We start from the raw sequence: 14,818 nt of genomic DNA on the forward strand, positions 1-14,818 counted from the left end.
ACTGAAAGGTACGTGTGGTCAGAGTGGTAGCACAAAAAGCAGGTAGTCTTACTATATATAGCTGAAATCGTGAATTGACTCGAGTGATTTCATGAGTTGAGCTAGGTCAATCGATGATTTCACTCGAGTGACGATTTTGGGGGTATTATAGGGTGACTTTTCTGCTTTTTCCTTGGCAAAATGGAGATGGTTACGCTGAAGATTGATCCTATGTATATAGGTCGGGAGTTAGGACGGTAGGAGTTGTCGCTGCACCGGATTTATGTTTTCCTTATGTGAGCGAATATTATGTTCATTCCATTTTTTTTCTTCGAAAAGAAACCAGATTGCAATTTTTTTACTACCTTTGCAGGTGCTATCTGCCTATGGTGGCTGGGATGCGTATTGAGATGCGCGAAGCTGTAAGGTGGAGCACTACATATTGAAAGGCGTTACTGACGCTTTGTTTTTGGACTTTCGAAACTACCACAATCGAATGCTGGACAAGAGCAATGCAAGGGTGACTGCCACGGGGTGTAGTATATACTCTCCGTAGTGTGCTGAGAGGGTCGGGTATCCTCAACGCACACTTTACGGGTGTCTTTATACTCCAGCGTGGATGTTTCTCTGTTTGTTTTCCAGCTTGGCTGTGGTAGGCCACGAAGTCGAACAGGCAGATGCAAGCACCCACGTTTTTTCTTTTTGTAGTCAGCCAATAAATATTACAAGTTCGTATTGGGTGTTTACGGACAACGAACAAAAAGAATAAAAACAATAGTAAAGGAATAATATAGAGTCTTTGACATCCTTGGTTGACTGATTAAGCAGAATTACCACACTACAGACACATCAGTCGGACAAGCAATTGGATGTTTACGCTCATAAGGGCGTGGACAGTTGGATTGTTGTCTGATGTGGGCTGTGGTAGGCCTTGCTTAAACGCATCTTTCTTCCACGCCCCCTTTTCGAAACGAAGAGAGGGCTTTTTCATGTCAAAGAAGAAACAATATAAAATGGTTGACTTGTTCGCAGGTTGTGGCGGACTTAGCCTCGGCTTAGAACAAGCGGGTTTTACACCTTGGTTTGTCAATGAAATTGTTGAGCAGTTTGCTAATACATACAAGTTCAACCACAATCTTTCTGATGATCATTACTACATAGGCGACATCGCAAAACTCAATGAGCATATCGAGGAATACAAAGAAATGTTTGAGGGTATAACGCTTGTATGTGGTGGACCTCCTTGTCAAGGATTCTCAATGGCAAATAGGCAAAGAATACTTGATGACCCAAGAAATGGACTATATAAACAGTATCTTATATTTTTACGGAATGTTCGCCCCCAATTCTTCATTATGGAGAATGTTAAAGGTATGATGAATAAGATTGGGGAAATCATTCAGAATTTCAAGGAGTATCTTGGCGATGATTATCAGTATGACTACGCAGTTTTAAAAGCTCAAGACTTTGGCGTTCCTCAGAACAGGGAGCGTTTCATTATGATTGGTAATCGTATGGGGGTTTCGCCTAAAGCCATCTTTGCTGAGATCGACAAGAATAAGCGTGATGCGTTTGTCTTACGTGATGCGCTGTATGGTCTACCTCATCTTGAATCGAAGACAGAAAAGGGTCAAAGTGGTATCGAAGATATCCGTTCTGGTTTAACAGAACGTGATTTCGATTATCCGCAGACTGATTTCTATCGATTCATCAACGGCGACAAGATAATCACCAAGCTCTACAATCACAAGAATCGTTACAATAACGAGAGGGATATTGAGATATACAGAAGGCTCCCACAAGGTGCGAACTCATTGCATGAGTCTATTGCTGATATTATGCCCTACAAAAGGCGAAACGACATATTTAAGGACAAATATTTTAAACTGGATGAAAGTCAGATTTGCAAGACGATTACTTCACATATGAAATTTGACTGCAATATGTACATTCACCCTTGGGAAGCGAGAGGGTTGAGTCCAAGAGAAGCAGCGCGAATACAGACTTTTCCAGATGATTATGTAATAACTGGAGCTCAGAATATGTGGTATGCACAGGTGGGCAACGCTGTACCGGTAAAACTTGCTAAAGCTATAGGAGACGGCATTATGAAGTTTGTATGAACCACGTAGAGCTATTTGCTGGTATTGGCGGTTTTCGTAGGGCGATGGATTTAATTTCCCATGACCTTGGTTTTCTTATCCAGACTGTTGCCTACTCTGAAATAGACAAGAATGCTATTACCTCATACAATGCTAATTACAATACGAATGGTGAAGTGGCAATGGGGAATATCGTTGAATTTGTCAAAGATGCAAGAGCCATGAGAGCTCTTCCTCCTTATGACTTGCTTTCTGGTGGATTCCCTTGTCAGACTTTCAGTATGATGGGAAGTCAAGAAGGATTTGAAGAAGAACGTGGTCAGATGTTTTTCCGTATTATGGATATGATTAATGCCAGGCATCCACGTTATGTGCTTTTGGAAAACGTCAAGAACTTAATGCGTCATGATGGAGGTAATACAATTGCTGTTATAAGAAAAGAGTTGGAAGATGCTGGATATATCGTCAAAATGGACGTTTTCAACTCCAATAACTTTGGTTTGCCTCAGAAGCGCAACAGAGCAATTATCTTTGCCAGAAGAAGAAATTTGGGGAACTTTGAGTTTAATGCAGACCTTGTTAGAGATGCATTTGCTCAGATAAACAAGGATCATTGTTCATTAAACTTTTACGATTCAACAATAGATGTACTTGACAGAGAAGTTGAAGGAAAATATTATTTATCAGAGAAGATTAAGCCAACCATTCTTAGTAATGGAAGTGCAGGCTTTAAATCAAAATCAGAAATAGATCAAGCTGTGGCAAGACCCTTGACAGCTTCAATGCACAAAATGCATCGTGCTTGCCAAGATAACTACTATAGCGATTTGTTCATACTGTCCCATGGTGTAGAAAGACCATCAGAAAGGATGACCAAAGAGGAACTTGCAAGAATACCAATACGCAAGTTGACGCCCAAAGAAGCTTTCATGCTTCAGGGTTTCCCAAATAATTTCGCTAATAATGCAGGTCGTGCAAAAGTTGCTAATGGGGCAATGTATAAGCAGGCAGGTAACGCCGTTAGTGTAAACACTATTTATGCAGTTCTTTATTACTTGATTACTAACCGAATTATACGAGAATAATATGGAAGAGATCGTAAAACATATCAACGACACCAATGCCAGTTATAGAACTGTGGGTGCAGGCGATGCTAAGAATACAGATTTGTTCTTGGACAATGAGCATTACGAATTATTTAAAGACGCAGGTGAGCAGATTACAGTAAGATTCAATAGAGAGAATCTTACTAAAGCAATTCTTTTTATTGCATCTATTTTGCCTCGTAAATACGACAATTCTTCGATTCATAAGAATATCAATTTTTCCACAGCGTTTGTATTTGATCAACTTGCTTTTCTTGACGGATTTTTCACAGTGGATGGCGTTAAAGTGGAATCCAGAACACAAATATGGAATGCCCGTAAAGACGTTCTAAAAGCTAATGGTGAAATTGATAAACGATTTTACTTTAATGGCTTGTTAGAAGATATAGAATATACTAATTATAAAGGTGAAAGAAAATCAGCCAAGTTTACTATAAGGAATTATATTGCTGGAGGATATTCTGATTTGCATATCAAAAAAGCGAGCAACGGAATATTTGACATATGGGTAACAAATACATTTGAGCCATATAATGATGGCAGAGAAAAAGGGCTTGAGATTATGGATACAGCAATAACAAACCCTTTACAGCAGATATTCTATGGTGCTCCAGGTACTGGTAAGTCTCATGAAATTAGCAAGCAGACAGATGGCGAAGCTGTGGTGAGAACTACTTTTCATCCGGATAGCGACTACTCCACATTCGTGGGAGCATATAAACCTGTTATGAAAGATGTGGATGTGCCAGTCGTTCCTGTTGTTGTGAATAGTGGAATAGGTCTTGAGCCTGGTGGAACATATAAAGAGAAACGTATTACTTATCAATTTGTGAAGCAGGCTTTCCTTAAAGCTTATCTTGGTGCTTGGAAAAAATATGCAGATAGATGCTCTATTTGCTGTGTACCTGCTGTCCAAGAATTTGAAACGGGAAATGGACGCTATGTTATCAACTCCGTAGGTATTTATGACTTGACATTATCACGAGAGTTCCAATTCCCTAAAAGCTTAGTTTTGAAAGAATGGCCAAATCTCTGGAATAATGGAGTCTTTGAGTTACCTAAAGGACCGCAAACGGGTAAGTCTGTTCAACATGCAATAGCTAACTGGATCTTCGATAATATAGATAACTGCACTGAAGAAAAATTTGACGAAGGGTGGCAGAAACTTATTAATACGTTTAGAGATAAGGGGCATGTTGATGTTCAGAAGACGCAGACATATATTATAAGTGACGTTGCAGAAGATAATGAAACACTAACAATTAATGTTGAGGCTCGAGGCAAGAAGAAAGCAACGCTGAAGCGCAAGTTTTATGAGTTAGATGAGATAAAACCCTCAAAATTAGAAAAGACACTCGTAGATATACTAAAGGGATATAGTAGCGATTTTGAAGATGCGTGGGAACTTTTGAAACAGAATGTAAATGAAGGCGTAACTCCTGAAGTAAAAGATGAATCTAATGGACAGATTGATTCACAATTCTTGGTTATTGAAGAAATAAACCGTGGTAACTGTGCTCAGATTTTTGGCGATATTTTCCAACTCTTGGATCGTAGCGACAATGGCTTTTCGGTTTATCCTATTGAGGCTGATTCTGATTTGCGTGATGCTATTAAAGAAGCATTTACTGAGGATGGAGATTATAAATTATCAACTGATATTGATATCGAGGGCGTAATAGAGTATACGAGTAACTACGGTGCCACGCTTTCAGAAGATATTCAGAGCGGAAGAGTTTTGTTGCTTCCTCCTAACTTCTACATCTGGGCAACGATGAATACTAGTGACCAAAGCCTGTTCCCCATTGACTCCGCTTTCAAACGTCGTTGGGATTGGAAGTATATCAAGATTAAGGATGAACACAAGGATTGGAAGGTTGATGTAGAGTTGAAGTCAAAAGACGATAATGGAAACGAAGCAACCAAGAAAGTGGATTGGTGGGAATTCGTTGAAAAGATCAATAAGATCATCGCATCAATGACTTCGAGTGCAGACAAACAGTTAGGCTACTTCTTCTGCAAGGCAACAGAAATAGAGGATGGAAAAACCGAGCCTACTATCATCACAAAAGATACTTTCGTTAGCAAGGTGATATTCTACCTCTGGAACGATGTGTTCAAGGATTACGGCTTTGAAGATGCTTCATTATTCCGTTATAAGGAAGTGAATCCTGCGACCAACAAGGAAGAAGAGAAAGACCTGACCTTCCCTGATTTCTACGATGAAGCGGGCGAAGAGGTGAACACAGTACGTTTGACTGATTTCGTTGAGAAAGTATTGAACTGGCGACAGACTAAAGAAGAGCTGAAGTAAATGTACATCCTGTTTGAAGAACACCAGTATGATAGCCGTCTCGTAGAAAATGTGCTGAAGGACATTTATGTGCTTCAGGATGTTGATAAACGGGTGAGCGTGCAGTATGTGGGGTATTTTTATAATCCGCATTTGCACGATTGTGTGTTCATTCTGCCCAAAGTGCTGTTGAAGGATGACAAGGTTATGAAGACAGAGGTGTTAGCAGGTGTGCAGACTGAGACGGGTGAGAAAGTAAAGCCCGAAGATGTGCTGACACCAAAGGACCAGGAGAAATATTTGAGCAACGAATACAGGAAGTTTATCTACGAGTTCTCCGTCTGGGTTTATCGCGCTTTAAATGTGTTTTACAATGCTAATCCGACGAGCAAGGCCATTCTTTACAAGCATTTACCACAAACTGGCAGAGGAAGACGACATCGTGCCAATACCTATCTTGATATAGTGCTATCACTGATTGCTTTTAATCAGGAGAACCGCGACTTTGTACTTTTTGCTATCAAGAACCTGCACAGGGGAAACAATAAGATTAACTGGACGCGCACTATCAGTCATTCGCAGGGCTTTGTGCAAGGCAAGGATGTGGTCTATCTGAATCCTGTCAACAAGAAACGGGTGGTTAACTATGAGGAGGAGTTATTTGTAATCTTCTTTAGCATATTGAACTACCTGAACCAAGAATACGGATTCAATACGCCTATCAATATTCAGTATGAACTGATTCAAGGTAAACAGTTCAAACAGTATTTGCATGGCATGGGCAAGACGAGGCTGATGCAGATTAAGTACAAGTATTTCTCTGACAAAGCATTGCAGTTGTGGGACTTGTGCTATGCTTTCTTTGATAATGCCTATCGAATTGCCACCAATACCCATGCGCAGGAATATATCCTGGCAAAGAGCTTCAATGTCATCTTCGAGGCAATGATTGATGAACTGATCGGCACACCTCATAATATGATACCTAAAGGATTGGCTGATCAGCGCGATGGCAAACAGGTGGACCATTTGTACACAGACTTGGCCTTGACTTCTACCGATAGCCAGAGTACAAGGGAGGTTTATTATATTGGTGACAGCAAGTACTATAAGAGCGGTCATTCATTGACCTCAGAATCTATCTATAAGCAATACACGTATGCAAGAAATGTTGTCCAATGGAACATCAATTTGTTTTTGGATAACGCTTATGATGAGGAGGATAGAAAGAAACGTGATGAGGATAGGGAGCGATTCAAAGATATACATCTACAGGATGCATCTGAGACGGAAGGCTATGATGTGATACCAAACTTCTTTATTAGTGCCTTCGTCTATGATGACCATCGATATAATGATTCACATAACAACATAAAGAAACATACTGACGGGAAAGGGGAACATTGTACTAAGGTATCTTATCAGTTTCCTGACCGATTGTTCGACCGCGATACTTTGTTTCTTTCTCAATATGACGTAAACTTCTTGTATGTTTTATATCTCTATGCCCGTGATAAGGCCAATGAGAAAGCACAGTGGAGACGGCATGTAAGGGATGTCTTTCGTGAAGAAATACGTGAAGTCATCCAAAGGGATTATAAAATATATGCCATGCGAGCAAGGCTTGGTGTGGATGGCTCTCTTTATCTGAGGCAACATTTCTACGAATTGAACGGACGTGTTTTTCAACCATATGGTGAAGGACGGGAGATGTATTTCGCGTATGCAAGGTCTATCAACAAATGGGAACAGACTCAAAACCAGTATGATGAGTTGGAAAAGGCGTTTATTATTAAGGAGTGTGGTATGGGTAAAGATCCACAAGTGGTGCTTATGCCGACTTTCGAAAAAGAGATGCTGAAGCCTGTTGAAACACCCAAATGGTTGACAATGCACTATTTGGAGCGTGATCCTAGTAGAGGAGTTATGGTTGGCTACTATAAAAATAACGAACACTTGAAGTGGATTATGGGCTATAATGATAAGGGTTCATTGGTGTATAATGTCCGTTTAAAACTAAAAGGCGAAGAGGAACGTGAAGGTGCACATACTGCAGGATTCTACGGTAAACAGAAAGTGCAGTTTGTTATATTATATACTGATGGCGTTGAAAAAACGGGCGAGTATCGCGTATTCCATGTTAAGGATACGGCAAGTAAGGTAACAGAAAAACGTATGCGCGATACGTGGTACCCTTCAGAAGTGAAAGGTCCGTATTTCTTCTACCGGTTTGATGAAGAGGTAAACATCGGCAAACTTAGGATAAGTGAACTGATAGAACACCTGAAACAAGAACATCTCAAAAAATTTAATAGCTATGTAAATGATGAGCCCTTGTTCGCTACTGCCGAAGAAGTTCTTGAATACAGAGATGGATTCTGAAAGAGAATACAATGTTTTTTCTGGATATCTTTTGCAGAATCGAAAGTTATTCTTATTTTTGCGGCAAAATGTCTATGGATAAACTCTCACCACAACAACGGCACACGAACATGGCGGCAATCCGATCGAAGGACACGAAGCCAGAGCTGATTGTGCGGCGTGGGTTGTGGAGTAGGGGATTCCGCTATAGATTGAACCATAAGCGACTGCCAGGGCATCCGGACTTGGTACTGAGGAAATATAGGACGTGTATCTTTGTGAATGGGTGCTTCTGGCATGGACACAATGTGATGTCTGATGTAAGATGTAAGAAGGATGATGTCATTGAGAGTTCGGAGTGCTGTAAGATACCGAAGACGAACCGTGAGTTTTGGGTGGCGAAGATCCGCAGGAACAAAGAACGAGACAAGGAGGAACAGCAGAAGTTGGCAGAGATGGGATGGCACTGTATCACGGTGTGGGAGTGTGAGCTGAAGCCGTCGAAGCGTGAAGAAACGCTGGAGGCATTAGCGTTTACGCTGAACCACATATTTCTGCAAGACAGAAAATGTAAGATGGCTGATGTTGGAAGGAAGATGAAGTGCCACAGGGACAGGTGACTGACATGTTGCAGAATCACGGGGCGGTTCTTTGATTCACAGCAATGATGCTCAGTCAGAAATGATGTGAGAAGTTTGGTGTTCTAAATTTTTTGTGGTATTTTTGCATCATTGAACAAAACGGAAATGATTATGACTATTGGAGACAAAGCGCCCGAGATTCTGGGCAAGGACGAACAGGGACGGGACATCCGTCTGAGTGATTACAAGGGTAGGAAGCTGGTGCTATACTTCTACCCGAAGGACAATACGAGTGGATGTACCGCAGAGGCTTGCAGCTTGCGCGACCACTACAGCGAACTGCAGGGTAGGGGCTATGAGGTGGTTGGTGTGAGCAAAGACTCGGCTGCTTCGCATGTGAAGTTTAAGGAGAAGTTCCAGTTGCCGTTCCCCTTGATTGCTGACATCAATCATGAATTGCTGGAGGCGATGGGTGCTTGGGGTGAGAAGAATATGTATGGCAAGAAGACGATGGGTACCATACGCACTACTTTTATCATCAACGAGGAAGGCATCATCGAGAAGATATTTGCAGGGAAGCAGGTGAAGACCAAGGAACACGCTGAGCAAATTTTGGATAATCACGAGACGGTTCTTTGACTACTCCCTGTCGCTACTTCACTTGCGCTCCGGCAGCGTCAAACTCCTTGCCGTTAGCCTCGATGACAATTTTTCCGTCCTTGAAGTATTTCTTCTTGTTAGCGGAAGTGTCGTTAGCAGCAGCCTTAACATTCTGCACGGCGGTAGGATCTGCATACACCTTCCAGTCGTTACCGTCGTAGGTGTATATCGTCCAGCCATTGGCATTAGCGGCCGTCACCTGCGTGGTGGTTATCTCGTTCTGCTCCTGATTGTTATAGATAGCATACAGTTTGCCTTTAGATACGGCAGGCAGGCTCGCTACCAATGCGTCCATCGTCTCGCCCTTTATCTGGTTCAGAGAAATGTTCAGCTCCTCAAGCGCCGCGTTCTGCGACAGGTCGAGAGCCGTCAGCAGATTGTTGGAGCAATTCACCCATGACAGCACCGTGTTCTTCGACAGGTCGAGCGTCCTCAGCTGGTTTTCGCTGCACGACAGGGTTTCCAGTTCCGTATTCTGCGACAGGTCGATCGATAGGATGTTGTTTTCGTAGCAGAAGAGTCTTGTCAGCGCCGTGTTCTTCGTCAGGTCGAGAGCCGTCAGCAGGTTGTTGTCGCAGAGGAGTTCTTCCAGCGCCGTGTTCTGCGTCAGGTCGAGCGTCTTCAGCAGGTTGAAGCTGCATTTCAGGCTTGTCAGCGCCGTGAAGTGCTCTATGCCCTTCAGGCTCTGGATTTCCATAAACTGCACTTTCATACTCGTCACACCGTCAATTTCCTCTGGCGTCAGTTTGCCGTCAGCGCCATACGTCTGGGCTAACAGGAATTTGCGGAACTTCCTGTCGGGAAAGTTTGTTTCGTTGATGTCAATATCGGCATGTGCACCCAGCGTTGTCATGAACATCAGGGCGAAAAGTGAGACTAACTTTTTCTTCATGATATATTATTGTCTTAAACATGGAATTACTGTATCTGTTTAATTCCTTAGATAAAAAGGTTACCAAGATAATTTATTCAGTCGCGGAATCGCTTGGTGAGGTCGCCATAGGCCTCGATGCGACGGTCGCGGAGGAAGGGCCACCAGCGGCGTACCTGTTCGGATCGCTTCATGTCAATATCTACGATGATGCTTTCCTCGTCGGTGGTTGAGGCCTCGTAATAGAGTTCGCCCTGAGGACCGCAGACGAAGCTGGTGCCCCAGAAGGGAACGCCGTCTTCATCGCCTACACGATTGACGGCAACGACCGGGAGTCCGTTGGCCACGGCATGGCCACGCATCACGGTCTGCCACGCCATACGCTGGCGCTCCTGCTCGTCGGGCGTGTCGTTGGGATCGAAGCCAATGGCGGTGGGGTAGATGAGCATCTCGGCACCGGCAAGGGCCATGAGACGGGCTGCCTCGGGATACCACTGGTCCCAGCAGACGAGGACGCCAAGACGGCCTACAGAGGTCTGGATAGGCTGGAAACCAAGGTCGCCGGGGGTGAAATAGAACTTCTCATAATAGCCGGGGTCGTCGGGGATATGCATCTTGCGGTATTTGCCGGCAATGGTGCCGTCTTTCTCGAAGACAACGGCGGTGTTATGGTAGAGACCGGGGGCACGGCGCTCGAAAAGGGAGGTGACGAGCACGATGCCACATTCCTTGGCTACACGGCCATAGATATCGGTGGAGGGACCTGGGATGGGCTCGGCCAGGTCGAAGAGGTTGACATCCTCTACCTGACAGAAATAGAGGGAGTTGTGGAGCTCCTGCAGAACAACGAGTTCTGCACCGCGCTTGGCGAGGTCACGAATGCCATCGCAGAGGCGCTCGATATTATTAACAACATTGGATGTGTTGTGTTGCTGAAGAAATCCTATTTTCATACTTTTTTTATTTGAGGCTGCTGTGACACAGCAGCATACTGAACTGCTTTTGAGGGCTGCCGTGGCACAGCAGCATACTGAACTACTGATAGTACTGCATGGTGCAGCAATGGAGGGAGCCGTGCTGCTTGATGACGGCACGACAGTCGATGCCGATAATCTCGCGGTCGGGATAGGCCTCGCCAATGATACGGAGGGCCTCGGCGTCGAGGTCGGGCTGGGCATAGGTGGGCACCAGGACGGCGCCATTGATGACCAGGTAGTTGGCGTAGGTGGCGGGGAGACGGTCACTGTCAGCGACGGAATCGCTGACCACACAACCTTCGTCCACGGGAGGATCATAGATAGGACGGGGGAGGGGGAGCTTCAGAAGGCGGTAGGGACGGCCTTCGAGGGTGCGGAGTGCACGGAGCTCTTCTTCCATCAGGGCCAGGTCGGGATGGTCGGCATCGCCACCGGTATAGACGATGGTGTCGTCAGGGCAGATGCGTACCAGGGTATCGATATGGCCATCGGTATCATCGCCAATGAGGCTGCCGTGGTTGAGCCATACAACGCGCTCGGCACCGAGATATTCCTTGAGGCGGGCTTCAATCTGGGCCTGCGTGAGGGGCTGGTTGCGATGAGGTGCCATGAGGCAACAGGTAGTGGTGAAGATGGTACCTTTGCCATCGCTCTCGATAGAGCCGCCCTCGAGGACGAAGTCGAGGTGGGACTCGTACTTGCCCTTAACGATGCCTTGGTCGTAGAGGTGCTTGTTGATCTGATTATCCAGATTGGCCTCGAACTTCTCACCCCAGCCGTTGAACTTGAAGTCGAGAAGGACGATGTCAGAGGGCTGAGGGCTGATGTCTGATGTCTGAGGGCCGAGGGCGGTGGTTTCCTCTACGGTGATGAAGCCGTGGTCGCGAGCCCAGGTGTCGTTGGAATTGACAATGGATAATTGACAATTGGTGATCTTGGGCAACGGGGTGCCTTCGGGGGCTGCGATGAGCAACTTTTCACGCTTACAGATCTCGCGCGCCATCTCCTCGTAGACAGCGGTAATCTCGGGCAGGATAGGAGCCCAGTCGGTGTCCTTGTGAGGCCAGGTGAGCTGTACCATGCTCTGGGGTTCCCACTCGGCCTGCATGCGTCTTTTTTTCGTATTCATGGTGCAAAGTTACGAAATAATTGATAATTCACAATTGATAATTGATAATTATTTAGTACTTTTGTGGCCATAAACTAATGAATGGTATGCTGGAACTGAATGATGTGGTGGTAGAAGGAGCCTCAAAGACGGTGTCGATGATGGCTAAGGAAGGCGAGGTGACATGCCTGACGGGAGATAGTCGGGAGGTGCGCTCGCATCTGCTCCTGGCCATGCTGGGACTGTCGCCCGTGAGAAACGGTTTCATCAGTATTGACGGGGAACCGCTGAACAGGCAGACCGTGAAGACGCTGAGGAGGATGATGGCCTATGTGCCTGAGGAACTGGTGGCCGACGGTGAGGTGACGGTGTATGAACCACCTACGGTGCAGGAGGTGTTTGAATGGAAGGAGAACAGGGATGCGGCTATCTCCAACGGACTGCTGGAGGAGGAAATAAGACGCACGATGGCTCCAAGGACGAAAGCGCAGCTACTGGCCGTGGCGGTGCTGAGAAAGCGACCCATCCTGCTGGTGGACCAGCCGCATGTGCTCTCGGCCGATTATCTGCGTCAGCAGGCGCGCGACGGACATATCGTCATTGTGAGCAGTGATGATGAGGATATACTGCGTGTGAGTGATAACGTGATAGAACTATAAAAAAGACAGAAAAGAAATGATGAGCTCAGATATATCGTTTTGGGGCGTGAGCCTGTTGGTGGTGTTGCTATTGGCATCGGTAGCCGTCTATTGGTTGATAGACCGTAAGGAGATGGCGCGCGTGCTGCGGGTGTTTGGCCTGATGGCAGGTCAGATGGCAGTGATAGGCATCATTGCCTGGACGGCCTGTAAAGCGAACGCCTGGTGGGCAGATATGCTGTGGCTGGTGGTGCTGATAGCCCTGGCCACAGGCTGGTGTCTGTACAAGATGCGGAAGACATGGAAGCAGATGCTGACGTCTGTGGTGGCTGCCTTGACGGCAGGCACGCTGATTGGTAGCGGCGTGATGATGCTCTGCATGCCAGGCCGGTTCTTTATCCCCATAACGGCAGTGATGGTGACTCATCTGGTGGTGGCTGTGAAGGAGACGCTACAGACCTATCAGCGCAGTCTGACGCATACGGAAGCACACCGCCTGTATATGCAGGCCAACGGTGCCACGTTGCTGGAGTCGCTGATGCCCAGCGTGCGCAGAGCCCTGAGAGCCACCGTACAGCCCCAGTTACGAACAATGGCACAGCCCCTGTTGGTGACCATGCCATTGCTCTTTGTAGGTATGTTGCTGGGCGGCGTATCGCCTGCCACGGCAGTTGTCGTGATGATTTTACTGATGATGGCTGCCTTCGTGTCGACGGTGGTAGCAGCTATCGTAGCCCTTTACTGCTTTAAGAGATAAGCCTTAAAGTCGGCGAAATCCTTTGTCATGGGGACGCTCTGCTTCTGGCCCTTCATAAAGGCAGCAAGGCGTTCGGGGATTTCTACGTCGATGCCCAGGATATCGTCCACCTTCTCCTTGAACTTCGCGGGATGGGCTGTCTCGCAGAAGACGCCAATCTCGCCGGGCTTGAGCTGTTCCTCGAGGGCGCGATAGCCGCATGCTCCGTGAGGATCGAGGATATAGCCCGTCTCCTTGTAGCACTGGCGCATGGTCTCACGAATCTGTTCGTCGCTATAGGTAGCACCGCTGATGAGGCTGGTGATGCGCTTGTGGGTCTCCTCGGGCGACAGTTTGCCGTTCTCAGAATAGAGGTTGATGATACGGGCAAAGTTTGAGGGATCGCCCACATCCATAGCGTTAGCCAATGTCTGCTTAGAGGGCTTGGGATTGTACTGGCCCGTCTGCAGATAGTTGAAGAAGATATCGTTGGCATTATTGGCAGCAATGAAACGCTTCACGGGCATGCCCATCTGATGGCCGAACAGGGCGGCACAGATGTTGCCGAAGTTGCCTGAGGGCACGCAGATAACGATGTCTTCGGGGTTGTGGCCAAGGGCCATGAGTTGTGCCACGGCATTGAAGTAATAGAATGCCTGGGGCAGGAAACGCGCCACGTTGATGGAGTTGGCCGAGGTGAGCATCATGTGCTCGTTGAGTTCCTTGTCCATGAAGGCGCTCTTGACCAGAGCCTGACAGTCGTCGAAGACACCATCGACCTCAATGGCTGTGATGTTCTTGCCCAGCGTGGTGAACTGGCACTCCTGGATAGGTGATACCTTGCCCTTGGGATAGAGCACATAAACATGGATACCATCAACGCCCAGGAAACCATTGGCCACGGCAGAACCGGTGTCGCCAGAGGTGGCAACGAGGACGTTGACGGATTTGGTGGCTGTACCACAGCCACATACGGAACCGTCGCCACATACGGAACCGCCACGACGCAGGAAATACTGCAGGAGGCGAGCCATGAAGCGGGCACCTACATCCTTGAAGGCCAGGGTGGGACCGTGGAAGAGTTCGAGGGAGTAGATGCTTTCCTTGACTTTGACCACGGGACAGGGGAACTGCAGGGTGTCGTATACCAGGTCCTGCAGACTGTCGAGGTCTACATCGTCGCCAAAGAAGGCACTGGCCACATTGAAGGCGATGTCCTGGAACTTCATCTTCGGCATGTCGGTGAAGAACTGCTGAGGCAGTTTGTTGATAACCTCAGGCATATAGAGTCCGCGGTCTTCTGCCAAGCCTTTTACCACGGCTTTGCGAAGATCTGCCACAGGGGCTTTTCCATTGGTGCTATAGTATTTCATATGAATTGATAATGGACAATGGATAATTGATAA

Annotated in this window: 12 protein-coding genes; 8 read left to right on the forward strand and 4 right to left on the reverse strand. The window is 46.4% G+C overall.

Features of this window, described 5'->3' with window-relative positions; genetic code table 11:
* The first annotated feature begins 968 nt into the window (after positions 1-968).
* The 6 genes from L6466_RS04535 to bcp all read left to right on the forward strand — a co-directional run bounded on the left by L6466_RS04535 (position 969) and on the right by bcp (position 9,061).
* Positions 969-2,102: a DNA cytosine methyltransferase gene (locus L6466_RS04535; RefSeq protein WP_237801925.1), complete on the forward strand. Its 1,134-nt coding sequence runs from the start codon at positions 969-971 to the stop codon at positions 2,100-2,102.
* Positions 2,099-3,166 (forward strand): DNA cytosine methyltransferase, encoded by a 1,068-nt coding sequence (locus L6466_RS04540; protein ID WP_237801924.1) that lies wholly within the window; start codon positions 2,099-2,101, stop codon positions 3,164-3,166. The genes L6466_RS04535 and L6466_RS04540 overlap by 4 nt, the downstream gene beginning before the upstream one ends.
* Position 3,167: 1 nt before the next feature.
* Positions 3,168-5,501, forward strand: a complete 2,334-nt coding sequence (locus tag L6466_RS04545) for a hypothetical protein (RefSeq protein WP_237801923.1) — start codon at positions 3,168-3,170, stop codon at positions 5,499-5,501.
* On the forward strand, positions 5,502-7,862 hold the full coding sequence (locus tag L6466_RS04550) for a restriction endonuclease (RefSeq protein ID WP_237801922.1): 2,361 nt from the start codon (positions 5,502-5,504) through the stop codon (positions 7,860-7,862).
* Between the two features lie 74 nt (positions 7,863-7,936).
* Positions 7,937-8,461, forward strand: coding sequence for a very short patch repair endonuclease (locus tag L6466_RS04555; RefSeq protein WP_237801921.1), 525 nt, complete (start codon positions 7,937-7,939; stop codon positions 8,459-8,461).
* 132 nt (positions 8,462-8,593) lie between these two features.
* Positions 8,594-9,061, forward strand: coding sequence for a thioredoxin-dependent thiol peroxidase (gene bcp, locus L6466_RS04560; RefSeq protein WP_091818054.1), 468 nt, complete (start codon positions 8,594-8,596; stop codon positions 9,059-9,061).
* Between the two features lie 13 nt (positions 9,062-9,074).
* Here the strand turns inward: bcp and L6466_RS04565 are convergent, their stop codons facing one another.
* From L6466_RS04565 to L6466_RS04575, 3 genes are all read right to left on the reverse strand, one after another.
* Positions 9,075-9,974, reverse strand: a complete 900-nt coding sequence (locus tag L6466_RS04565; RefSeq protein ID WP_237801920.1) for a leucine-rich repeat domain-containing protein — start codon at positions 9,972-9,974, stop codon at positions 9,075-9,077.
* A gap of 77 nt (positions 9,975-10,051) precedes the next feature.
* A complete protein-coding gene (locus L6466_RS04570; RefSeq protein WP_237801919.1) occupies positions 10,052-10,906 on the reverse strand; it encodes a carbon-nitrogen hydrolase in 855 nt (284 codons plus the stop codon).
* Positions 10,907-10,988: 82 nt separating this feature from the next.
* Positions 10,989-12,059: an agmatine deiminase family protein gene (locus L6466_RS04575; RefSeq protein ID WP_237801918.1), complete on the reverse strand. Its 1,071-nt coding sequence runs from the start codon at positions 12,057-12,059 to the stop codon at positions 10,989-10,991.
* A gap of 77 nt (positions 12,060-12,136) precedes the next feature.
* Between L6466_RS04575 and L6466_RS04580 the strand changes: the two genes are divergently transcribed.
* On the forward strand, positions 12,137-12,697 hold the full coding sequence (locus L6466_RS04580) for an ATP-binding cassette domain-containing protein (protein WP_237801917.1): 561 nt from the start codon (positions 12,137-12,139) through the stop codon (positions 12,695-12,697).
* Positions 12,698-12,713: 16 nt separating this feature from the next.
* Complete coding sequence (locus L6466_RS04585; protein ID WP_091817934.1) at positions 12,714-13,433, forward strand: ABC transporter permease; 720 nt, start codon at positions 12,714-12,716, stop codon at positions 13,431-13,433.
* On the opposite strand, the gene thrC is transcribed toward L6466_RS04585, so the two are convergent.
* The gene (gene thrC / locus L6466_RS04590) at positions 13,415-14,785 is read right to left on the reverse strand and encodes a threonine synthase (RefSeq protein WP_237801916.1); all 1,371 of its coding nucleotides are present in this window, start codon (positions 14,783-14,785) and stop codon (positions 13,415-13,417) included. The two genes, L6466_RS04585 and thrC, sit on opposite strands and share 19 nt — an antisense overlap.
* Positions 14,786-14,818: the final 33 nt, after the last annotated feature.

This window comes from Prevotella communis, assembly GCF_022024175.1.
GTDB classification, from domain to species: domain Bacteria; phylum Bacteroidota; class Bacteroidia; order Bacteroidales; family Bacteroidaceae; genus Prevotella; species Prevotella communis.

Excerpts from the sequence above, each read along its gene's own strand:
- L6466_RS04535 (WP_237801925.1), top strand. The coding sequence starts at position 969 with ATGTCAAAGAAGAAACAATATAAAATGGTTGACTTGTTCGCAGGTTGT.
- L6466_RS04585 (WP_091817934.1), top strand. The coding sequence starts at position 12,714 with ATGATGAGCTCAGATATATCGTTTTGGGGCGTGAGCCTGTTGGTGGTG.
- L6466_RS04545 (WP_237801923.1), top strand. The coding sequence starts at position 3,168 with ATGGAAGAGATCGTAAAACATATCAACGACACCAATGCCAGTTATAGA.
- L6466_RS04575 (WP_237801918.1), bottom strand. The coding sequence starts at position 12,059 with ATGAATACGAAAAAAAGACGCATGCAGGCCGAGTGGGAACCCCAGAGC.
- thrC (WP_237801916.1), bottom strand. The coding sequence starts at position 14,785 with ATGAAATACTATAGCACCAATGGAAAAGCCCCTGTGGCAGATCTTCGC.
- L6466_RS04570 (WP_237801919.1), bottom strand. The coding sequence starts at position 10,906 with ATGAAAATAGGATTTCTTCAGCAACACAACACATCCAATGTTGTTAAT.
- L6466_RS04565 (WP_237801920.1), bottom strand. The coding sequence starts at position 9,974 with ATGAAGAAAAAGTTAGTCTCACTTTTCGCCCTGATGTTCATGACAACG.
- L6466_RS04555 (WP_237801921.1), top strand. The coding sequence starts at position 7,937 with ATGGATAAACTCTCACCACAACAACGGCACACGAACATGGCGGCAATC.
- bcp (WP_091818054.1), top strand. The coding sequence starts at position 8,594 with ATGACTATTGGAGACAAAGCGCCCGAGATTCTGGGCAAGGACGAACAG.
- L6466_RS04550 (WP_237801922.1), top strand. The coding sequence starts at position 5,502 with ATGTACATCCTGTTTGAAGAACACCAGTATGATAGCCGTCTCGTAGAA.
- L6466_RS04580 (WP_237801917.1), top strand. The coding sequence starts at position 12,137 with ATGAATGGTATGCTGGAACTGAATGATGTGGTGGTAGAAGGAGCCTCA.
- L6466_RS04540 (WP_237801924.1), top strand. The coding sequence starts at position 2,099 with ATGAACCACGTAGAGCTATTTGCTGGTATTGGCGGTTTTCGTAGGGCG.